The 22021-nt window shown below is 69.9% G+C and carries 18 protein-coding genes; 5 read left to right on the top strand and 13 right to left on the bottom strand.

All coding sequences use genetic code 11. The features are described 5' to 3' along the window. Positions 1-11 precede the first annotated feature (11 nt). Positions 12-398 (bottom strand): type II toxin-antitoxin system VapC family toxin, encoded by a 387-nt coding sequence (locus tag DY157_RS06045; protein ID WP_115727672.1) that lies wholly within the window; start codon positions 396-398, stop codon positions 12-14. After that, complete coding sequence (locus DY157_RS06040; RefSeq protein ID WP_115727671.1) at positions 395-649, bottom strand: type II toxin-antitoxin system Phd/YefM family antitoxin; 255 nt, start codon at positions 647-649, stop codon at positions 395-397. Before DY157_RS06040 ends, DY157_RS06045 begins: the two co-directional genes overlap by 4 nt. Before the next feature lie 148 nt (positions 650-797). Here DY157_RS06040 and DY157_RS06035 point away from each other — a divergent pair, with 148 nt between their 5' ends. Next, positions 798-3827 (top strand): type I restriction endonuclease subunit R, encoded by a 3030-nt coding sequence (locus DY157_RS06035; RefSeq protein ID WP_115727670.1) that lies wholly within the window; start codon positions 798-800, stop codon positions 3825-3827. A 149-nt stretch (positions 3828-3976) separates the two neighbouring features. Continuing rightward, positions 3977-4318 carry a hypothetical protein gene (locus tag DY157_RS06030; protein WP_115727669.1) on the top strand — a complete coding sequence of 114 codons (342 nt, stop codon included), beginning with the start codon at positions 3977-3979 and terminating at the stop codon, positions 4316-4318. A 15-nt stretch (positions 4319-4333) separates the two neighbouring features. On the opposite strand, the gene DY157_RS06025 is transcribed toward DY157_RS06030, so the two are convergent. Genes DY157_RS06025 through DY157_RS06015 form a run of 3 tightly spaced genes read right to left on the bottom strand, consistent with a single transcriptional unit; the run spans position 4334 to position 7780 of the window. Continuing rightward, on the bottom strand, positions 4334-4996 hold the full coding sequence (locus DY157_RS06025; RefSeq protein WP_115727668.1) for a hypothetical protein: 663 nt from the start codon (positions 4994-4996) through the stop codon (positions 4334-4336). A gap of 40 nt (positions 4997-5036) precedes the next feature. Beyond that, positions 5037-6446, bottom strand: a complete 1410-nt coding sequence (gene fumC, locus DY157_RS06020) for a class II fumarate hydratase (RefSeq protein WP_115727667.1) — start codon at positions 6444-6446, stop codon at positions 5037-5039. Positions 6447-6493: 47 nt separating this feature from the next. After that, on the bottom strand, positions 6494-7780 hold the full coding sequence (locus tag DY157_RS06015; protein ID WP_235827081.1) for an MFS transporter: 1287 nt from the start codon (positions 7778-7780) through the stop codon (positions 6494-6496). 127 nt (positions 7781-7907) lie between these two features. Between DY157_RS06015 and DY157_RS11700 the strand changes: the two genes are divergently transcribed. Then, complete coding sequence (locus DY157_RS11700) at positions 7908-8360, top strand: MmcQ/YjbR family DNA-binding protein (RefSeq protein WP_235827080.1); 453 nt, start codon at positions 7908-7910, stop codon at positions 8358-8360. Positions 8361-8424: 64 nt separating this feature from the next. Here DY157_RS11700 and DY157_RS06005 read toward each other — a convergent pair whose 3' ends face one another. From DY157_RS06005 to DY157_RS05985, 5 genes are read right to left on the bottom strand one after another with little or no spacing between them, the layout of a single operon-like run. After that, on the bottom strand, positions 8425-8958 hold the full coding sequence (locus DY157_RS06005; protein ID WP_115727666.1) for a dihydrofolate reductase: 534 nt from the start codon (positions 8956-8958) through the stop codon (positions 8425-8427). Continuing rightward, positions 8955-9758, bottom strand: a complete 804-nt coding sequence (locus tag DY157_RS06000) for a thymidylate synthase (protein WP_115727665.1) — start codon at positions 9756-9758, stop codon at positions 8955-8957. Before DY157_RS06000 ends, DY157_RS06005 begins: the two co-directional genes overlap by 4 nt. A 43-nt stretch (positions 9759-9801) precedes the next feature. Beyond that, positions 9802-10566 carry a VPDSG-CTERM exosortase interaction domain protein gene (locus DY157_RS05995; protein WP_115727664.1) on the bottom strand — a complete coding sequence of 255 codons (765 nt, stop codon included), beginning with the start codon at positions 10564-10566 and terminating at the stop codon, positions 9802-9804. Between the two features lies 1 nt (position 10567). Further along, complete coding sequence (locus DY157_RS05990; RefSeq protein WP_115727663.1) at positions 10568-11023, bottom strand: OsmC family protein; 456 nt, start codon at positions 11021-11023, stop codon at positions 10568-10570. A gap of 44 nt (positions 11024-11067) precedes the next feature. Beyond that, entirely contained in the window at positions 11068-11538 is a 471-nt protein-coding gene (locus tag DY157_RS05985) for a DUF2505 domain-containing protein (RefSeq protein ID WP_160159465.1), read from the bottom strand. A 66-nt stretch (positions 11539-11604) separates the two neighbouring features. Here DY157_RS05985 and DY157_RS05980 point away from each other — a divergent pair, with 66 nt between their 5' ends. Continuing rightward, a complete protein-coding gene (locus DY157_RS05980) occupies positions 11605-13065 on the top strand; it encodes a sensor histidine kinase (protein ID WP_115727661.1) in 1461 nt (486 codons plus the stop codon). 1214 nt (positions 13066-14279) lie between these two features. On the opposite strand, the gene DY157_RS05975 is transcribed toward DY157_RS05980, so the two are convergent. After that, entirely contained in the window at positions 14280-14528 is a 249-nt protein-coding gene (locus DY157_RS05975) for a WhiB family transcriptional regulator (protein WP_115727660.1), read from the bottom strand. A 156-nt stretch (positions 14529-14684) separates the two neighbouring features. Further along, positions 14685-18011 carry an FHA domain-containing protein gene (locus tag DY157_RS05970; protein ID WP_115727659.1) on the bottom strand — a complete coding sequence of 1109 codons (3327 nt, stop codon included), beginning with the start codon at positions 18009-18011 and terminating at the stop codon, positions 14685-14687. Between the two features lie 206 nt (positions 18012-18217). On the opposite strand from DY157_RS05970, the gene ligA reads away from it, so the two are divergent. Next, positions 18218-20611 (top strand): NAD-dependent DNA ligase LigA, encoded by a 2394-nt coding sequence (ligA, locus tag DY157_RS05965; RefSeq protein WP_115727658.1) that lies wholly within the window; start codon positions 18218-18220, stop codon positions 20609-20611. Positions 20612-20645: 34 nt separating this feature from the next. Here ligA and DY157_RS05960 read toward each other — a convergent pair whose 3' ends face one another. Continuing rightward, positions 20646-21911: a phospholipase D-like domain-containing protein gene (locus tag DY157_RS05960; RefSeq protein WP_115727956.1), complete on the bottom strand. Its 1266-nt coding sequence runs from the start codon at positions 21909-21911 to the stop codon at positions 20646-20648. Between the last annotated feature and the right edge of the window lie 110 nt (positions 21912-22021).

Here is a 22021-nt window from a genome sequence, read left to right as displayed (position 1 = left end):
TTCGGCTGAAGCTACTTCGGGGCGATGACGCGCAGACCCGCGTCCGTCGCCGCTTCGGCCATGCGCGCGTCGTAGGTGAGCAGGGCTTCGGCCCCGCAGCGGACGGCGGTGACGATGTGCAGTGCGTCCAAGGAGCGCAGGAACGCGCCCGAGAGGAGGCCCGCCTCCGTGAAGACGGAGCGCGGCATGTCGAACAGGGAGATCCCCTCGAGGAGATCCGAGACGGCGCCCTGCGTCAGCGCGGGATCGCGGTGGACGGCGCGGCGCAGTTTCGTCTCAAGGAGCATTCCTCCGACGAGGTCGGCCCCGGCCCCGTCGATCAGCGTGGCGAGGGCGGTGGACTCGGCTTCTTCTTTGATGAGTTTCAAGGCGGCAGAGGTGTCAATGTACCACCTCATCGGTCGGACCGGAGGTCATCGAGGATCTCCTCGGACGAGACGAGCGATGACGCCCTCGGAAGCGTCGTGAAGCGGATTCTCTTCGTCGCGGGCTTCAGACACTCGAGTTCGTCGCGCGACGCATAGGGCGACAGGTGCGCGATGGGAACGCCTCGGCGCGTGACCGTGAGGTCCTCGCCGCTCTCCACGCGCCGCAGGACCGCCGCGCTGTCGTTGCGCAGCTCGCGCTGGCTAATGACGTTCGTGCCCATGACGCGAGCGTAGCAATGCGTAGCACATGGAGGAAGATCCCCAGACTCCCCAATGGAAAGCGTGGGCGGGACGGAGACGCCCACGGCGCTCGATAGACTCGGCGGCGTCGGTTCAACGGGTGACCCGACTGATGAGAGAAGCGGACGGATGGACTCCTTCAACCCCTCGATGCGCATCGAGCCGATCGTCCTCACCGATGAGGCGACCGTCGTCGCCCAGTTCGAGCCGCTGCCCGAGAAGGACCTCTCCTATCAGTCGGAGGCGGCCCTCGAGAAGGAGTTCATCGCCCAGCTCCAGCGCCAGGCCTACGAGTACGTTGCCTTCGACTCCGAAGCGGCGATGATCGCGAACCTGCGGACCCAGCTCGAGGCGTTCAACCACTACGCGTTCACCGACTCCGAGTGGGAGCGCTTCTTCGCCGAGAAGATCGCCGGTCGGAATGAGGACGTCCTCGACAAGACCCGGCGCATCCAGGAGGACCACGTTCAGGTTCTCATCCGCGACGACGGGTCGACGAAGAACATCTCGCTCCTCGACAAGCAGCGCATCCACAACAACCGGCTCCAGGTGACGAACCAGTACGTCAACGACGCCGGCGCGCATTCCAACCGCTACGACGTCACCGTCCTCGTCAACGGGCTGCCCCTCGTCCACATCGAGCTCAAGCGCCGAGGCGTCGCCCTGCGGGAAGCCTTCAACCAGATCAACCGCTACCAGCGCGACTCCTTCTGGGCGGGCACCGGCCTCTACGACTACGTCCAGATCTTCGTCATCTCCAACGGGACGCACACGAAGTACTACTCGAACACGACGAGGCGCGACCACATCACCGAGGACCGCGGCGGGCGCCCCCAGGCGAAGGCGGCGACCTCCGACTCCTTCGAATTCACCTCCTGGTGGACGGACGCGACGAACGCCCAGATCACGCGCCTCGAGGACTTTACGCGGACCTTCTTCGCCAAGCACACGCTCCTCGCGATCCTCACCCGCTACTGCGTTTTCACGACCGGGAAGCAGCTCCTCGTCATGCGGCCCTACCAGATCGCCGCGACCGAGGCGATCCTCCAGCGAATCCGCACCTCGACCATCCAGAAGCGGACCGGGACCCTCGACGCCGGGGGCTACATCTGGCACACCACCGGATCCGGCAAGACGCTCACCTCGTTCAAGACCGCGAAGCTCGCCGCCGGCCTCGAGGATGTCGACAAGGTCCTCTTCGTCGTCGACCGCAAGGACCTCGACCACCAGACGATCAAGGAGTACAACCGCTTCGCCGCGGGCACCGTCTCCGCGAACCAGTCGACCGCGCAGCTCGCCCGGCAGATCGGCGACCCGCACGTCCCGATCATCGTCACGACGATCCAGAAGCTCTCGAATTTCGTTTCCGCCCACCGCGGCCACGAGATCTACTCCGGGCACGTCGTCCTCATCTTCGACGAATGCCACCGATCGCAATTCGGCGACATGCACACCGCGATCACGAAGGCGTTCCGCAACTACCACCTCTTCGGCTTCACGGGCACGCCCATCTTCACCGAGAACGCCGGGGCCGGCGGGAACATCCACCTGCGGACGACCGAGCAGGCATTCGGCGACCAACTCCACTCGTACACGATCCTCAACGCCGTCGCCGACCGGAACGTCCTGCCCTTCCGGGTCGACTACATTGACACCTTCCACCGGACCGGCGAGGTCGACGACGCCGAAGTCGCGGGCATCGACACCGAGGCCGTCTTCCGGGACCCGCGGCGCATCGCCCAGATCGTCTCCTACATCCGCGAGCACTTCGACCAGAAGACGAAGCGGCAGTCGAGCTACACGCTCGGGGAGAGGCGCCTCCGGGGATTCAACTCCCTTCTCGCGACCCAGTCGATCAAGTTCGCGCGCGACTACTACGCGGAGTTCCGCCGACAGCAGGCCGACCTGCCCTCCGACGAGCGCCTCAGCGTCGGCATCATCTACTCCTACGCGCCGAACGCTGAAGCCCCGGGCGAGACTCTCGCAGAGGAGACGGTCGATCCCTCGGCCCTCTCCGCCGACGACCGCGCCTTCCTCGAGGGCGCCATCGCCGACTACAACCAGACCTTCGAGACGAACCACGACACGTCCGCCAACGGATTCGAGGCCTACTACGAGGACATCGCGCGCCGACTCGCCCAGCGCGAGATCGACCTCGTCATCGTCGTCAACATGTTCCTCACGGGTTTCGACTCGAAGACCCTCAACACCCTGTGGGTCGACAAGAACCTGCGAACGCACGGGCTCATCCAGGCGTTCTCGCGAACGAACCGCATCCTCAACGCCGTGAAGTCCTACGGGAACATCGTCTGCTTCCGGAACCTCAAGGGCGAGGTCGACGACGCCGTCGCCCTCTTCGGGAACAAGGAGGGCGGTGGTTCCTTCCTCATCCGCCCCTACTCCGAGTACCTCGGCGAGTACCTCGAGGCGGTCGGCGAGCTGCGCGACTATCCGACCGATCGCCTCATCCTCTCAGAAGAGCAGCAGAAGGCGTTCATCACCCTCTTCTCGAAGATCCTCCGCCTGCGGAACATCCTCACCTCCTTCGACGAGTTCGCCGGCGACGATCCCCTCGAGCCGCGCGTCTTCGACGACTACCGCGGCGTCTACGTCGACCTGTGGAACGAGATCCGACCGCGAATCGACGGCGACAAGGAACTCATCAACGACGACCTCGTCTTCGAGATCGAGCTCGTTAAACAGGTCGAGGTCAACATCGACTACATCATCCGGCTGGTCGAGGAGCGCAGGGCCGCGTACGGCGATGCGAAGGACGTCGAGATCCGCGCCGACGTCACGCGCATCGTCAACGCGAGCCCCTCGCTCAACTCGAAGCGCGACCTCATCGAGAAGTTCCTCGAGACGTACACCGTCGGACTCGACGGCGGCGAGCAGTGGACGCGGATCCTCGAGACCGCGAAGCGCGAGGAGATCGACAGGATCATCTCGGATGAGAGACTCGCGCCGGAGAGGGCCCGGGCCTTCGTCGACAAGGCCCTCGAGCAGGGCTTCGTTCCCGAGGAGGGTACGGAGATCCTCTCCATCCTCCCGCCGATGTCCCGCTTCGCGCGCGCCCAGTCGGGGGAGAGCCGCTCGGCGAAGAAGCAGCGCGTCGTGGACCTCCTCAAGGCGTACGTCGCGAGGTTCCTCGGCGCCTGAGTGCGGTGCCCGTGGCCGCGTCGTCCTCTCGGAGTACGTCCCCGTATATCGCTCGCCGCCTCTGCTCGGTAACGTGACCGCAGATGCCGGTGGGTGCGCGCATGCTTGATCCATCGGTAGGGTCGACTTCGACGCGAAGGGGGACGGCGATGCTGAGCGATGCGTGGTTGGACGACGGGTGCACCGTCAAGCGGCCGATTCGGGTCATCGATGCGTCGTGCTTCGTCTCCGGGTGGGTGGACGCGAACGACTGGCTCGTCGGCATCGCGATCGATGTCGAGGGCGACTGCGACTGCCACGTCGAGCTCGATCGGGAGAACGCCGATCGCCTCGTCGAAGGGGCGGTCGCCGGCGCGGCGTTCGTGCGGCTCAGCGAGATCCTGCGCGACGCTCTTCAGGCCCATGAAGGCGAGCCCTGCCTCGGCCTCGTCGAGGAACTGCGGCGCCGCGGCGTCGACTACGAGGCGAACTGGGCGGACGACGAGAAGTAGCGGGAACGGACGGCCTCAGCGCCGCAGGAGCGCCCGCAGCGTGTAGCCGAAGCGGCCCGTGGAGCGGGCCGACCCGAGGTCGCGCCACTTCGCCCGCACGTCGTCCTGTGCGAGGAAGACCACGACGTGCTCCTCGTCGAGGAGCGAGAGGGGATCGACCGTCTCCCCGGTCTCGCGCGACACGGTGATCGTCCCCGGGAACTCCCCGCGCTTCGCGAGGCCCCGCCAGTAGTCGGCGAGGAACGGGAGCGCCTTGCGGCTCGTGAGCATGAGCTGCGGGCCGACCCCGTTCGGGCCGGCGACGCGGTGATTGATGTAGGGGATGAGGATGTAGAGCGTCCGGATCATCGAATCGCCGTAGATCTGCCAGAAGATCTTCCTCGACACGAGGTCCTCCCAGAACATCGTGATCGCGAGGTCGATGTCGACGATCCAGTGGTCGGCCGCGCGCCGCTCCTCCGGCGTCCAGTTCTCGAAGTCGAGGCGCCGCTCCGACAGCCGGTAGATCTGGCCGCGACGCGCCCTCGATTCGGGGGAGGCGAAGACGTCGGACTGCTGGACGAAGCCGGAGCGGCGCCGCTCGTCGTTCGACTGGCGCCAGGTGAGCCAGGCGACGAGGAGGGCGCACAGGGCGATGACGTCGGAGGCGACGTCGGCGAGCGAGAGTCCGAAGATCACGCCTAGACTCTACGCGTCGCCGACGCGCCTCCGCCCGACGTCAGTCCTGTGCGGCGCTCGGATGCGTCATGTCCGCGGGCACGACCCACGCGTCGAACTCCTCGGGGGTGACGAATCCGAGTTCGAGCGCGGACTCGCGCAGCGAGAGCCCCTCGTGGTGCGCGTGCTTCGCGATTGTCGACGCCTTGTCGTAGCCGATCCGCCGGTTGAGGGCGGTCACCTGCATGAGGTTCGTCGAAAGGTTCGCGGCGATCCGCTCGCGGTTCGGCTCGATCCCGTAGGCGCAGTGGACGTCGAAGGAGACGCACGCGTCGCCGAGCAGGCGGATCGACTCGAGGACCGACCACGCCATGACGGGCTTGAAGACGTTGAGCTGGAAGTTGCCCTGGGAGCCGGCGAAGCCGACCGTCGCGTCGTTGCCGAAGACCTTCGTCGCGACCATCGTCATCGCCTCGCACTGGGTGGGGTTCACCTTGCCTGGCATGATCGACGAGCCGGGTTCGTTCTCGGGGATGAGGAGTTCGCCGATCCCGTTGCGCGGTCCGGACGCGTACCAGCGGACGTCGTTCGCGATCTTCATGAGCGCGTCGGCGAGGACCCGCAGGGCCCCGGAGACGAGGACGAGGGCGTCGTGCGCGCCGAGGGCGGCGAACAGGTTCGCCGCCTGGGTGAATGCGATGCCCGTCTCCTCGCTGATCTTCTTCGCGGTGAGCGGTCCGAAGTCGGGGTGGGCGTTGAGGCCGGTGCCGACGGCCGTGCCGCCGATCGCGAGCTCGCGGGCGCGCGAGTCCGCGTAGGCGATGCCGTCGAGGGCGAAGTCGATCTGGGCGACCCAGCCGGAGAACACCTGGCCGAGGCCGATCGGGGTGGCGTCCTGAAGGTGCGTGCGCCCGACCATGACGACATCGTCGAATTCCTTCGCCTTCGCATCGAGGGTGTCGCGGAGTTGACGGACTTTCGGGTACATCGTCTGGAGTTCGGAGACGACCGCGATGTGCATGGCCGTCGGGAAGGTGTCGTTCGAGGACTGACCGCGGTTGACGTGGTCGTTCGGGTGGACGGGGGTCTTCGATCCGAGGACGCCTCCGGCGAGCTCGATCGCCCGATTGGAGATCACCTCGTTGGCGTTCATGTTCGACTGCGTGCCCGACCCGGTCTGGAAGACGACGAGCGGGAAGTGATCGTCGAGGTCTCCGCGGATCACCTCGTCGGCCGCCCGCGCGATGAGGTCGGCGATGTCGGCGGGGAGCTCCCCGAGCTCGGCGTTCGCGAGCGCCGCGGACTTCTTGAGGACGCCGAGGGCGCGGATCATCGGACGGCCCCACACGAAGGTGTCGCGGCCGATGTCGAAGTTGTGGAGGGAGCGCTCGGTCTGCGCGCCCCAATAGCGATCCGCGGCGACCTCGACGGCGCCCATGGAATCGGTCTCGGTGCGAGTCTGCTCGGTCATGGTGGTCTCCTTAGCTGTGCGGGTCCATCGACGGGCCCGCTTCGAGGCTAGGCGCCGCGACGCGATTCGGCAGCGCGAGCGCGAAGCCCCGGGTGGAACCACGCGAAGGAGACGGAGAGGGCGACGAGCCCGAGCGCGAGGACGAAGGGGACGAGCGGGTGCCACCCGTAGAGCGCAGTGGCGAGGACCGGCGCGAAGATCCACGTGAGCGACCCGGTCGCGTTCATCACGCCGGCGACGCCGCCCTGCTCGGCGTCGGTCACCGCGAGTGATCCGCCCGCCGTGAAGCCGGGCCCGGCCAGGCCATTCGCCGCCCCGAGAACGAAGGTCGAGGCCGCGAGCAGCGCCCAATTCTCAGCGAAGGAGAGGACGAGGAGCGCGATGAGCCCGGCCGTCATCCCCGTGCGCAGGAGCCGGATCGGCGCCCAGGCGAGCCTCGGCACGGCGACGAGCTGCATGAGCATCGCGCCGGCCGCGTTCGCGAGGAGCATGAGCGCGGTCGCCGACACCGCCGCCTGCGGCCCGAGCCCCAGTCGGTCCTGAACGAGGAAGCCCATCGTGATCTGAACGACCCCGGCGGCGAAGAAGATCCCGAACACCCCCGTGATCCACGGGAGGACCCGCGGGTCCGTCCAGCGCACGCGCGGAGGCAGGGGAGCGGACTCGTCGGCCTCCGTCTCCGGGTGCCCCGCCCCGGCCTCGTGAATCGGAATCGGGGCGTCGCGCGGGACGAAGACGATCCCGATGACGAGGGCGATCGCGACGAACAGCGGCGTCGCATGCACGGGCGCGTAGATCCACCACGCGCCGAGCGCCGAGGAGATCAACGAGCCGACCATGATCGAGAGCTGGATCGACCCGGAGAACGCCGCCATACCGCGGACGCGCGAGGACTCATCGGGGGTGACCTCGGCGATGAGCGCCTGACCGGTCGGGGGGATCGCCGCGACCGCGGATCCGAAGAAGGGGCCGCGCGCGAGCATGATCGCCGCCCCCGCGCCCATCGCCCCGAGCAGTCCCGCCGAGCGCAGCGCGACCGCGGCGGAGAACACCGCGCCCGCCGCGAAGGCGAGGCCGAGAGCCGCGAGGAGGACCCGCCTGCGCCCCCACGCGATCGACCGGCGCCCCCAGAACTGGCTGAGGAGCGTCACCGCGACGGCGGCGAGGGACACGGCCGCGCCGACGATCCACCCGGGAATCTCGAGGGCGCGCGACAGAGGCGCGATCGACGCGTTGAGCATGTTCTGCGCCGTGTACGTGAAGAGCGCGATCGCGAGGAGGGCGCGCAGCGTCGGATGGGCGAGGACGGGACTGCGGTTCGACGCGGAGGGCACCCGGCGATCGTACTCGCCCCGCGAGGCGGCGCGTCCCCGCCCGGCGCCGACCGCGCGGCCGCCGGGGCGGAGCGGTGGGATACTCGCCCCATCGGCGAACGCCGAGCCGACGACGAGGGGAGGGCCCGTGCGCCCCGACGAACTCCACCGCCTCGCGACCGAAACCGCCTTCGAGCTCCCGGCCGCCGAACTCACCTTCCCCTTCGGCCCCGATTGGGAGGTCTTCAAGGTCGCGGGCAGGATCTTCCTCCTCATGACCGAGTCGACCGGCCCGCAAATGGTCACGGTCAAAGTCGAGCCGCGCGAGGGCCGCGCCCTCGTCGAGGCCTACGACGACGTCATCCCCGGCTACCACATGAACAAGACGCACTGGGCGACGGTCCTCGCCGACCCCGAGGAGGCGATCGACGAGGGCGGGGCGCGGCGTCTGCCGGAGGAGGAGCTGCGCGAGCTCATCGTCTCCTCGTACCTCCTCGTCGTCGCGACAATGGCGAGGAAGGACCGTCCGGTCGACCCCTACGCCTACGGGGACGCCCACGACCGCCGCCGCGCGGCGAGTGAATCCGGTTTCCAGCCGTGACGTTGAGGGGGCGCTCGCCTCGCCGAGCGCTCCGTCGGCTGCCGCCACGCGCCCGCGCCGAGTCTCAGCGCCGCACGTAGGTGGTGACGCGCCACCGCGCGTCGCCCGAGCGCTCGTGCCAGTCGGAGTCCGAACGCGACTCGTCGACCGTCCAGACCGCCGGATCGATCCTCGGCGCCCTCACGACCGGCGCGTCCGGATCCGCCGGGGCCGCATCGAGGTCGAGAGTCGTGACGACGAGCTCGTCGACGAGATCGAGCGTCTCCTCGTAGATCTTGGCGCCACCGGTGATCCACGCGAAGGGCGCACCGTCCCGATCCGCGATCGAGCGCGCGAGGGAGATGGCCTCCTCGAGCGAGGCCGCGACGACGCCGCCTTCGGTTTCGTACCCCGGCGTCCGCGTGACGACGATGTTCGTCCGCCCCGGAAGCGCGCCCCCGAGGGACTCCCAGGAACGGCGGCCCATGACGATCGGCGCTCCCATCGTCGACGCCTTGAAGTGCGCGAAATCCGCGGGCACGTGCCACAGCATGCCCGTGCCCGTACCGAGGAGGCCGCCCGAATCCTCCGCCCAGATCGACGCGAGGCGCGCGCTCATACCGCGACCTGCGCCTTGATCGTCGGGTGGTGCTCGTACCCTTCGACGACGACGTCGTCGAAGTCGTAGTCGAACATCGACGGGGCCTTCGTGAGATCGAGCCTCGGGAAGGGGTAGGGCTCGCGGGAGAGCTGCTCGGTCACCTGCTCGACGTGGTTGGAGTAGATGTGGCAGTCGCCGCCCGTCCAGATGAAGTCGCCGACCTCGAGGCCCGCCTGCTGGGCGAACATGTGCGCGAGCAGCGAGTACGACGCGATGTTGAAGGGGACGCCGAGGAACATGTCGGCGCTGCGCTGGTAGAGCTGGAGCGAGAGGCGCCCGTCGGCGACGTAGAGCTGGAAGAACGCGTGGCACGGCTCGAGCGCCATCTTCGGCAATTCGCCGACGTTCCACGCCGACACGACCATTCGGCGCGAATCCGGATTCGACTTCAGCGTCGCCAGAACGTTCGAGATCTGGTCGATCGTCTCGCCGTTCGCGGCGCGCCACTTGCGCCACTGGACGCCGTAGACCGGTCCGAGCTCCCCGTCCTCGTCCGCCCATTCGTTCCAGATGCGGATCCCGTGCTCCTGGAGCCAGTGGACATTGGAATCGCCGCGGAGGAACCAGAGGAGCTCGCCGACGACCGACTTGAGGTGGACGCGCTTCGTCGTGATGAGCGGGAAGCCCCTCGACAGGTCGTAGCGCAGCTGCGCGCCGAACACGGAGCGGGTGCCCGTGCCCGTGCGGTCGCCCTTCGGCGTGCCCTCGCGCATGATCCGCGCGAGCAGGTCCTCGTACTGACGGTCGATCTCGACCATTCGGCTCCACCTCTCCCTGCGGGCACCTCGGCCCGCGGTTGCATTACTCCGCGTACTCGGGGCGCACCGCCCCGCCCTCGTCCCCCGAGGGAAGCATGATGTGGGCGAAGGCCTCGGAGGCCGCCTCGTCGCCCACGACCTCGACGTCGATGATCCGCGGCGCCTGGGAGGCGGCGGGCGCGGGGCCGAGGGCGAAGGCGAGCCCCTCGACCGTCGTCTTCGCGAGGCCCACTCCGACGCCCCAACCGACCGCCGCGCCGATCCCGAAGGGGACGAGGCGCCCGACGGTCGACATCGCCGCAGACTTCGCCGCACGCCGCTTCACCCACTTGAGCATGAGCTTGTTGAACTGCTCCGCCGACACCGTCCGGACGTTGAGGAAGGACGAGCGGAACCACGAGACCGCCTGGACCCCCACCTGCAGGGAGATCGCGTCCGCGCCCTCCTGCCCGGTGAGGGCCGCGAGGACGAGGGCGGTGCGCTTCGCGGGGTCGCGCATGTCGAGGCCGTAGAGGTGGGCGACGACGAGGCAGTGGTGCGCGGCTTCGGACACGAAGGCGAGGAGCTGCACGCCGGACGCGCCCGCGCTCACCGCCGTCCCGACCCCCGGCCACGCCGCCACCGCGCCGACGGTCGCCGACTCGCGCGCCACCCGCTTGGAGAAGCGGCGATTCGCGATCTCGACGAGCTCCGCGGGGCTCGCGTTCGGATGGAGGTCCCGCAGACGCTGCGCGGAGCGCGCCGTCGAGGCGTAGGGGACGTTGAGCGCCTGATTCCACGTCTTCACGGCGCGATCGCGGACGCCCATGTCAGGCCTCGCCCGCCGGCTCGTCGTTGAAGGTCTTCGTGTAGGTGACGCCGCGGGTGAGCGTGTGCCCGATCGTGCAATTGCGGTCGATCGCGCCCTCGGCGCGGTGGAGGAGCTTCGGGCGCTCCTCCACGTCGACGCCGGAGAGGTCCTGGATGAGCTCGACCTCGAAGGAGGCGTAGCGGTCCTCGCCGTCGATGTACTCGCCGGACACGCCGATGAGCTGGGCGAACTCGGGGCCGAGGCGGTCGACGAGGCGCTTGTCCGAGGACATCGCGTTGCAGCCGGCGAGCGCGATCTTCAGCAAGTCGCCGGGGGAGAAACGGCCCGGGCCGTCGCCGACGAGGACCTCGGCGCCGCGCGAGTTGCGGGCGACGTACTGGCGGACGCCCTGGCGCTCAAGGAAGAGCGCGGGGGAGGGAGCGGGGGTCTGGGGGGTCTGCGCGTTCTCAGTCATGCGTCGATTCTCCTCGTTTCGGGCCGCTTCGGCGCGGCGGGGCGTCAGCGGTCCTTCAGCCACGCGGCGGCGAGGCGCGTCTCCTCGGCGAGGACGAGGGAGGCGCGCTCGACGGCCTCCTTCTCGAGCTTTCCGCCGAAGAAGGGGATCTTCACCGACAGATCGCCCGCGACCTTCCGGCTCGTCGTCTCCGCGCCCGAGAAGGTCGAGGCGAGGGAGACCTCGACGGGCGCCCCCTTCGCGACGAGCCGCGAGGTCGCGCGCCTGGCCGCGCCCTCGCCGCTCCACTCCTCGGTGAACTCCACGCTCACCTCGCCGCGGACGACGGCCCTGGCGGCCTGGGGGATCAGCCGGTCGCTCACCGCGCCCGTCGCGCGGACGGACCGGCCCTCGACGACGACGTCGAGGGAATCGCAGAAACGCGCGAACCGCGAGCGGACGAACGCGGGATCGAGGCTCATCTCCTCAAGGACATCGAGGGGCATCGGGTACTCGAGGGACTCGGCGAACTTCATGGGGCTCCCATCGTGGGCGGGACGGGCGCGGGGTCGGGGCCCGCGTCCTCGCATTACAGTGATCCTATGAGAAGCCTGACGCAATTGGCGGAGGAGGCGTCGAACAACGCCCTGTCCGAGAAGGACATCGAGTGGCTCCACCTGCTGCTCGCGGACTGGCAGGTCCTCGCCGACCTCGCCGCCGCCGACCTCGTCCTCTGGCTCCCGACGGACGACGACCGCTTCATCGCCGCCGCCCACTGCCGGCCCGCGACCTCGACGACCGTCCACGTCGACGACATCATCGGGCTCCACCTGCCCGCCGCCCGCGAGGTCGAGCTCAAGCGCGCGATCGCCACCGGCCAGGTCGTGAAGTCCCCGAGCGCCCACTGGGCCGGTACGTACTCGATGATGGAGACCTGCGTCCCCGTCCTCCACGACGGGCGGATCATCGCGGTCGTCACCCGGGAGGCGAACCTCTCCTCGCCGCGCCTCTCCCTCGGCTTCGAGGGGTGGACGGTCGCCGCCGCCGACACGCTCTGCCAGATGATCACGCGCGGCGAGTACCCCTACGACACGACGCCGACCGTCACCGCCCACGGCGTCCCCCGCGTCCTCGACGGGGTCCTCCTCATCGACGCGGACGGCCGCGTCCTCCAGACGACGCCGAACGCGATCTCCTGCCTGCGGCGCCTCGGGATCCGCACCGCCGTGCGCGGGAAGATCCTCGCCCAGGAGGTCACGAACGTCATCGGAGACGACACGATGATCGAGGAGTCGATGCCCGTCGTCGTTATGGGCCGCGCCTCCTGGCGCGTCGAGATCGCCGCCCACTCCTCGACGATCACGATGCGCGCCCTGCCCCTCGTCGACGGGCGCAAGCGCCTCGGCGCAGTCATCCTCACCCGCGACATCTCCGAAGTCCGCCGCCGCGAGCAGGAGCTCATGACGAAGGACGCGACGATCCGCGAGATCCACCACCGCGTGAAGAACAACCTCCAGACGGTCTCCGCGCTTCTCCGCCTCCAGGCCCGACGCTCCGACCAGGAGGGCGTGAAGGAGGCCCTCGCCGAGGCCGAGCGCCGCGTCCAGGCGATCGCCACCGTGCACGCCGCGCTCTCCCAGAACGTCGACGAGACCGTCGACTTCGACGAGGTCGCCCGGTCCGTCCTCCGCCTCGCCGGCGCGGTCGCCCAGACCGAGCACGCCGTCGAGGTCGTCACCGTCGGCTCCTTCGGGACGATCCCTGCCGATCAGGCGCAGGCGCTCGCGACGGTCCTCAACGAGCTCGTCGCCAACTCCGTCGAGCACGGGCTCGCCGGGCGCGACGGCCGGATCGAGGTCGGCGTCGTCCGCGAGGGCGACTCCCTCGTCATCACCGTCGCCGACGACGGCGTCGGGTTCGAGCCCGGCAGCCCGATGACCGGCCTCGGCACGCAAATCGTCCAGCAGATGGTGCGCGGGGAGCTCGGAGGCACGATCGACTGGTCGCTGCGCCCGGAGGGCGGCACGCTCGTCACCCTGAAGATGCGCGTCGAGGGCGACTGACCCCTTCTCCCGTCTCTCCGTCCCCCGTCTCTCCGTCCTCCGTCTCTCCGTCCCCCGTCTCTCCCGCCTCCTCATCGAGAGCATTACCGGCTCTTCGCAGTTTGGGGTGTAGTCGGCGGATCCCGGCCGGCCGCCGATTGCGGAGTCGTGGGCTGGGGGCGTCCCCGACGCCCCCCACTGCAAGTCCGCACATAGTTTCGGCCCGTTGGGAGGATCCACCTCAGGCTTCTCGGAAGAAAGCACAGATCAGAGCCCTGCAGCATCGGAGCCAACGGAGAAACTGTGTGCGTTTCTGCGGGTGAGGCGTCAATACGCATCCCTTCGACGAGAGCATCACCCGTCCTTCCCAGTTGGGGGCGTCGCCGGGTGAGGTGGCGGCCTCCAGGCTCCCGGCACTCCGTTCCTTCCACGTGCGAGTCACCTGGATCGCACACTCGACGACCTTCCCCACCCGCCAAGCACGCCGAGACGGCGATCCAGGTCATGCGAGAGGCTGATTCCGGGTGTCAGGCCACCTGGATCGCACACTCGACGACCTTCCCCGCCCGTGAAGGCCGCCGAGACGGCGATGTAGGTCATGCGGGAGGCTGATTCCGGGCACGGAACAACCTGGATCGCACACTCGACGACCTTCCCTGCCCGTGAAGGCCGCCGAGACGGCGATGTAGGTCGTGCGGGAGGCTGATTCCGGGTGTCAGGCCACCTGGATCGCACACTCGACGACCTTCCCCGCCCGTGAAGGCCGCCGAGACGGCGATGTAGGTCGTGCGGGAGGCTGATTCCGGGTGTCAGGCCACCTGGATCGCACACTCGACGACCTTCCCCGCCCGTGAAGGCCGCCGAGACGGCGATGTAGGTCATGCGAGAGGCTGATTCCGGGTGTCAGGCCACCTGGATCGCACACTCGACGACCCGCCCCGCCCGCGAAGCCCGCCGAGACGGCGATGTAGGTCATGCGGGGCATCGGCAACCGCCTACACCCCCAACTGTGAAGAGCTGCATCACCTTCGCGCGTCGAGGGGATGTGCTTGCCTGCGAACGGACCCCGGCGCATGACCTCGCGGGGGAGTGGCGCATGACCTCGTCAGCCGACCACCTCGCCGGCCAAGGCGCATGACCCCGCGAGGGGGAGAAGCGGGAGGGGAGTGCGAGAACGCGGAACGGGGCCGACCCGAAGGTCGACCCCGTTCGTCTCGTTCTTCGCGAGAGCCGGTTCAGGAGGCGCGGCGCGCACGAGCGGCGCGGCGCTTGAGGGAGCGGCGCTCCTCCTCGCTCATTCCGCCCCAGACTCCGGAATCCTGGTTGTTCTCGAGCGCCCACTGAAGGCAAACGGCCTCCACAGAGCACGTGTGGCACACGGCCTTGGCCTCGGCGGCCTGGGCGATGGCGGGACCAGTGTTCCCGATGGGGAAGAAGAGTTCCGGATCCACAGTGAGACAGGCGGCCTTGCTGCGCCAATCCATCGTTCGCATCTCCTCGTGGTGTCGACAAAACGAAGTAAACAGTTCGTGACGATTCGGTGACGTCCGAACACCATCGACAAGTGTTGAGCAAATGCCGAGGTCGGGCAAGAGGGCCAGCGCACAACCGAGCGAAAGAGCGGTGTGCAAGTCATCACGTCACGACTGTGAGACGGCGACTCCGAGCCTCGTCCAACGGCCGTCGATGCGCGCGAGACCGCGCCTCTCGTCCCGTATCCGGCCGAGTAGTGCCGGCGGCGGTGGATTCGGGCCGCGTTCGAGGAGACGCAGGAGCTCGGGAGGCGGTGCGACCAGCACGAGGTTCTCCCGCGTCCGCGACGCGATGCACGTCCAGGATGCGGACGCGATGCGGTCGATCGGCGCGGCGGACGCCGACTCCGCGCGGTCCGCATTGACGAGGGCGGAGCCGAGCGCCCGATGGAGGGGATCCTCGTCGGCCTCCGCGCCGTACAGGACCCATGGCGCCTCCTTCGCGGGGCGCGCCGAACGCGAGAGACGCTCTTCGAGCGCTTCCCACCGGGGGCCGACGAACAACCGAACGGGCGGGACATCGGTCGGCGTCGTGTCGCTCGGCGCCGTGCCGACCCGCGTCGCTCCGGCCCGACCCGCATCGGCGGAGGGCGATTCGTCGGCGCGTGCGCGGTGCGCCCAGGGAAAGACGAGGGGACCCCGGAGCGACGAGTGCTCTCCCGTCGAATTCGGCGCCTCGATCGTCCCGTCGGGCAGGACCGCGAGTCGGGGCGCCTCGCGCGTCGATCGGATCCGCCAGTGCGCGGGCTCCCGCGGGAGCCCCGCCGAGTCGCGCGGCGCGGCCGGATCATGCGGGTCGGGGCGCTCGAAGCGCAGCGCGCACTTCGCGAGAAGCGCATCGCCCTCCCGGGCCGCAGGGGCCCCGAGGATGAGATCGACGCCCGCGGCCTCGCATCCTTGCAGGCCCGTCTCCCAGATCTCCTCGGCGGCGAGCGGACCGTACGTTCGTGCGAGGGAGCGGCGGGCCGCTGGGGCGTCCGCGAATGCGAGGACGCAGGGCGCGTGCTCTGCCGCCTCGGACAAGAGGACGCCGATGTCCTCGCCGTCGGCGCAGTCGATCCTCGAGCTCTCGGTTCCGCTCGGAGGCGTCGGCGATTCCTCGAGGTGCTCCCGGGTCGCCGGCATCCGCGCGGTGCGCCCCGGAACCGCTCGGGTCGACGGGTCGGTCCGTGGGGCGGCGTCCGCGCCGACGAGGTGGACGGGGCGGCCGAGCATGGTGCCGATGCGCAGCGCGATCCCGGCGACGGCGCGATGAACGAGCTCGTCGTCGACGGCGGGCGCGACAACCCCGATGGCGCCCGAGTGCCAGAGAAGGGGAGCGTGCGCTCCGGTGTCGATGCCGTCGAGGAGTGCGAGCGCGACCGTCTCTTCCGCCGTCGCCCGCGCGTCCGAGTCCCGCCCCGGCCCGTCCGCGGCGTCGAGCTCGACCCACGTGAGCGACTTCGGAAGGCGCGGCGCCCATGGGAGTCGTGCCGCTCCTTCGCCGGAGGCGTCTCGGGGAGATGTCGAGGCCGGCGTCGCCGGGCGGTCCTCGGATGAACTCCGCGCGAACTGGAGCACGCCGCGGCCCGCGATCACGGCCCGTCCGGGCACTCGTGGGAGCTCGGCAGCGCGCGCGTCTCCGACGACGTCGACCGAGTCGGCGGCCGCGACGCAGCGCAGGGCGATCCTCAGGTCGAGGTTCGCGCGCATCCCGGCGGTCACCGCGCCGGCCGGGCGCTGCGTCGCGGCGATGAGGTGAAGGCCGAGTGATCGCCCCTGCGCGGCGAGGCGCGCGAGCGCCTCGATCCCGGAGCCGTGGGCTTGCGCGAGGACGGCGAACTCGTCGATGGCGACGACGATCCGGGGAGGAGGGGCTGGCGCGCGGCCCTCGCGGTGCGTGCGTACCCACGCCGAGTAGTCGGGGAGGCCCAGGTCGGCGAGTTCGGACTCCCTGCCGCGCAAGAGCGTCGCGATCCCGCGCAGCGCCCTCGAGGTCGCGTCCGCGGCGAGGTCGGTGAACACCGCTTCGACGTGGGGAAGGCGCTCGAGCGCCGCGAAGGCCGCGCCGCCCTTGTAATCGACGAGGACGAGGCGGACCTCCTCGGGTCCGTACAGCGCGCACATCGCCCGGAGCCACGTGAGGAGCGCCTCCGATTTCCCCGACCCGGTCGACCCCGCGAGAAGAGCGTGCGGTCCGTCGGCGACGAGGTCGAGCACCGCCGCTCCCGAGCCGTCGACGCCCACCGGGACGGCGAGCCCCTCGAGCGGCGAGGAACGATCCGCGAAGCCTTGAAGGAGGGGCCCGAGGGCGAGGTCGGCGGGAAGTTCGGAGCCGGGATCGCGCGCGTCGAATCGCTCCCACCAGTCGGGCGCGAGCGCGACCTCGCCCGCGTCGACGAGGGCGTCGCACCACTCGGGAAGTCCCTCGATCGAAGGCGCAGCCGCGACGTGCCAGATCGGCGCCGACGGCGGGTGCTCACCGCAGTGCGGGCACGCTCCGGCTTCGACGAGGTGGATCTCGCCGCCGCCCGAACCGAATCGGAAGCGCGCGGCCCCGTCGAGGACGGTCGCGCCCCCGAGCTCCTCGACGAGGGCGGAGGCGATCCATCGGGCCGCGGCGAGACGCCCCGGACCCAGGCACCCGATCGCGCGCGGCTCGCTCGCGGTCCCGAGGTCGAGCCGCCGTCCGAATCGTCCCCCGAAGGGGACGAGGACCCCGATCGGCTCGTCGCCCCGCGAACGGCGCCCGGAGCCTCCGAGCGTAGAAGCGACGGCGATGCGAGGAGACCCGGCGCCGTCGCGCCCATCGAGAGGAGCCACGGACTCGGATGCGGCGCTCGCGGACGCTGCGAGATTCGCGAGGACGAGGGCGAGCCGCGTCGGATCGAGGCGGCGAGCACGGCGAAGACACCCGATGAATGCCGCGGCGCAGCCTGCGACGGCCACGGCTCCGACGAGAGCGATGAGAAGAGGAGAGCCCCGTCCCGAAACACCGAGCACGGCGATGCGAGCGCCCATCAGCACGAAGAGGGAGACGAGCGGAAGGAGCCACATCCTCCAGCGCGGACGGCCGCGACGCGGTCGGGAGACGACGGTCGGGCGCCGACGCAGGACGAGAACGTCGTCGCCGACGAGGATCCGATCGCCGGACCGCACACGCGTTCCCCGATCGCCGCGCACGCGGTGCCTGGTGCCGCGACGGAGGACGACGCTTCCATTGAGCGACCCGAGGTCGCGGACGCTCGCGCCCCTCGGGCCCGCCTCGGCGAGGGCGTGGGCTCGGGAGATCCGCGGATCCGACAGGCCCGCCGGGCCGTTCCGACCGATCGGACCGGGCACCGGGAGAACCGCGCCCGCATCGGGGCCGTCGACGCACGCGAGGTGGAGGGCGCTGCGCAGAGCCGCCCTGGCCGAACCCGACCGGTTCCCCACGGCGTCCGCCCGTCCACTCATCCGATGCTCCGCTCCTCGTTCCGCCCCGATTCGCGCGAGGCCCCTTCACACCGAGGATCACCCGCGGCGCAGGGCGCCGCACCGCTCCCGCCCACTGGGTGTGGACGCCCCGGCCTCGTCAATCGGGCTGTGGACGGTCGGGCCGCGGACGGGAGACGGCGGATCCCCGGACGCGAATCGGCCGGACTCGATGCGAGAATGACGCCATGAGCGAGACGGAGAACGGGACGACGGCCGCGACGCAGGAGCGCTCGCCCCACTGGAAGGCGATCCGCGACCGCCACGAGGCCCTCGTCGAGGTCATCGAGCGCGCCCGGCGCGCCTACTACGACGCCGACGCGCCCGAGATGAGCGACGCCGACTACGACCGCCTCTACCGCGAACTCGAGGAGATCGAGCGCGACCACCCCGAACTCGCGGGCTCGGATTCCCCGACCGCCTCCGTCGGCGGCGGCGCGCGCGCCGACTTCGCCTCCGTCCGCCACCTCGCGCAGATGACGTCGATCAACGACGTCTTCTCCTTCGAGGAGCTCGCCGAATGGGAGGAGCGCGTCGCCGCGGACCTCGGCGTCGTCGACACCCCGATGACGACCGAGGCGAAGATCGACGGCCTCGCGATCAACCTCCTCTACGTCGACGGGCGCCTCGAGCGCGCAGCCACCCGCGGAAACGGCTTCGAGGGCGAGGACGTCACCGCGAACGTCGCGACCATCGGATCGATCCCGCAGACACTGACGGGCGGTCCCTTCCCGCACCGGATCGAGATCCGCGGCGAGGTCTACATCCCCATCGCCGACTTCGAGGCGTTCAACGCCGAGCTCGCCGCCGCCGGCAAACCGACCTTCGCGAACCCGCGGAACTCCGCGGCCGGATCATTGCGCCAGAAGGACCCGGCGATGACCGCGAAGCGCCCCCTCGCGATGCTCGCGCACGGCGTCGGATTCCTCGAGGTCGGCGACTCCGGCTTCGAGGCCCCGACCAGCCAATTCGCCTGGTACCGGCTCATCGAATCCTGGGGGCTGCCCGTCGGCGTCCACACGCGGCTGCTCTCGGGGCGCGCTCAGATCGAGCAGCGGATCCGCGAGCTCACCGCCGAGCGCGCCGGCCTCGAGTACAAGATCGACGGAGTCGTCGTCAAGGTCGACGACCTCGCACTCCAGCGCAGCCTCGGCATGACCTCGCGCGCCCCCCGCTGGGCCGCCGCCTACAAGTTCCCGCCCGAGGAGGTCCACACCCGCCTCCTCGACATCCGCGTCCAAGTCGGCCGGACGGGCCGCGTCACGCCCTACGGAGTGATGGAGACCGTCCTCGTCGACGGGTCGAACGTCTCGCGGGCGACCCTCCACAACGCGCAGGAGGTCGCCCGCAAGGGCGTCCTCATCGGCGACCTCGTCGTCCTCCGCAAGGCCGGCGACATCATCCCCGAGATCCTCGGGCCGGTCGAAGCCGCCAGGACGGGGGAGGAGCGCCCCTTCGTCATGCCGACCCGCTGCCCCTCGTGCGGGACCGAGCTCGCCGCCGAGAAGGAGGGAGACGTCGACCTGCGCTGCCCGAACAAGGAGGGCTGCCCCGCGCAGATCACCGAGCGCGTCGCCCACGTCGGCGCCCGCCCCGCCCTCGACGTCGAGGGCCTGGGGGACGAGGCCGCCCTCGCCCTCACCCAGCCGGAGGCCGATCGCGACGAAGTCGCCGCCTCCCTCGTCGCGGGCAACGCCGTGATCCTCGAGGACGGCACGCGACTCCTCCTCTCCGAGGTCGACCACCTCGCGCCCGCCGACCAGCTCGCCGCCGCCGAGGCGCTCCTGCCCCCACCCGCCTCACCGGTCCTCACCCGCGAGGCCCGGCTCTTCGACCTCACCGCCGACGACCTGCGCGACGTCTTCGTCTGGCGCCCCGCGATGTCGGGCGGCGAGCCGACCGGCGACTGGACCCGCGCCCGCTACTTCTGGACGAAGGCGTACAAGCCGAACACGAAGAAGATCGGGCCCGTGTTCCTCCCCGTCGAGACGCAGCCGTCCAAGTCGACGCTCGACATGCTCGCCGAACTCGAGAAGGCGAAGGCGAGCCCTCTCGCCCGGATCCTCGTCGCCCTCTCGATCCGCCACGTCGGACCGACCGCGGCCCGCGCGCTCGCGGACGCATTCGGCTCGATGGACGCGCTGCGCGCCGCCACCGCCGAGGACCTCTCCGGCGTCGAGGGCGTCGGCCCGACGATCGGCGCCTCCCTCAAGGAGTGGTTCGACGTCGACTGGCACGCCGAACTCCTCGAGCGATGGGCCGCCGCCGGAGTGTCCATGGCCGACGCGCCCGTCGAAGCGATCTCGAACGTCCTCGAGGGCCTCGTCGTCGTCGTGTCCGGAGCGATGCCCGGCTACGACCGCGAGTCCGCCAAGGAGGCGATCGTCAAGCGCGGCGGGAAGGCGACCGGATCGGTGTCGAAGAAGACGAGCATCGTCGTCGCCGGCCCCGGCGCCGGATCGAAGGCGACGAAGGCGGAGGCGCTCGGCGTTCCGGTCGTCGACGAGACGCGGTTCCAGGACCTCCTCGACGGGGGATTGGCCGCCCTCGGGATCGAGACCCCGGAGGCCTCCGCGCAGTAGGCGCCCGGCCCCGCCCTCGTCGATCCCGGCGGACTCAGACCATGAACTCGAAGGGGTGGAGGAGGTGCTCCGTCGCCTTCGTGAGGAGCGTGCGCCCCTCCCACTCGTCGATCGTGAGGCGGCGGGCGGTCGTGAGGTCGTTCGCGAAGATCTCCTCCATCCGCTCCGCGAGCTCGGTCGAGTGGAACTGCATGTTCACCTCGTGATTGCCGCGCATCGAGAGCCGGTCGATGTTCGCCGTCCCGATCGTCGACCACTTCCCGTCGACGGTCATCGTCTTCGAGTGGACCATCGCGTGCTGGTAGAGCCAGATCTCGATGCCCTCGCGCAGGAGTGTCCCGTAGTAGGGGCGCGCCACCCAGTCGGCGAGGATGTGATTCGAGTACTCGGGGATGAGGACCCGGACGCGCACGCCCCGACGGGCCGCCGCGACGAGCGCCTGGAGGATCTCCTTGTCGGGGATGAAGTACGCGGTCGTGATGAGAATGCGGTCGGTCGCCCGCTCCATCGCGTCGATGTACATGCCGCGAATCGGGTAGAGGATCCGCTGGGGCATGTTGAAAGCGGCCGTGACCTCGGCGTTCCACTTCTTCGCGCCGCTGTCGGGCAGGCGGGGCGCGCGCTTGGGCTTGAAATGGTTCCAGAAGTCGATGAAGCCGTTCTCGAGCTCCCACACAAAGTCGCCCTCGACGCGCACGTGCGTGTCGCGCCACTCGTCGGCGAAGGGAAGACCGATGTTGTAGCCGCCGACGAATCCGACCCGCGAGTCGACGGCGAGGATCTTGCGGTGATCCTGCCCCGTGTTGCGCAGATTGAGTGTGAAGAGGCCCGAGCGGATCGCGGGGAAGCGGCGCACCCACAGATGGGGGATCTCCGGGAACGCGAAGAAGCGCGGGTCCTGGTTGAGGACGCCGAAGCCGTCGTAGACGCAGTAGACCTCGACGCCTCGCACGGCCGCCTGGATGAGAGCGTCCTTGAAGCGCTGCCCCCATTCGTCCGATCGCCAGATGAAGGTCTCGAAGTAGATGTGGTCGGTCGCGGTCTCGATCGCCTCGAGCATGTCCGCGTAGAGGGAGTGCCCCTCGGTGTAGGTGCGGACGGTGTTGCGCGCGATCGGGGTGTCGATGGGCGCGAGGGTCGGGAAGCCGTGACGGCCGCCGGGCACGCGCTGCTTGCGCAGCCGGTCGATCGTGTGGACGGCGACGATCGCGGTCGCCTGCGCGGCGACGAGCGCGACGCCCGCCTTCTTCGCGATGTTCCAGGTGTCCGCGCTCCAGCGCGTCCGTCGTCGTCCGGTCATGCGCACCAGGATAGGGCCCGACGAGGTCGGGGCGGGGGCCGAGCGGGGGGGGGGCGACGGTGGCGTGGGCCCGGGGGGCGGGGCGGGCGGCCATAACCACCTGACGCTGC

The organism is Actinomyces culturomici (genome assembly GCF_900499005.1).
Taxonomy (GTDB): Bacteria; Actinomycetota; Actinomycetes; order Actinomycetales; family Actinomycetaceae; genus Pauljensenia; species Pauljensenia culturomici.
Note: the sequence above shows the minus strand (reverse complement) of the source record. Positions and strands in the feature narration are given on the sequence as shown.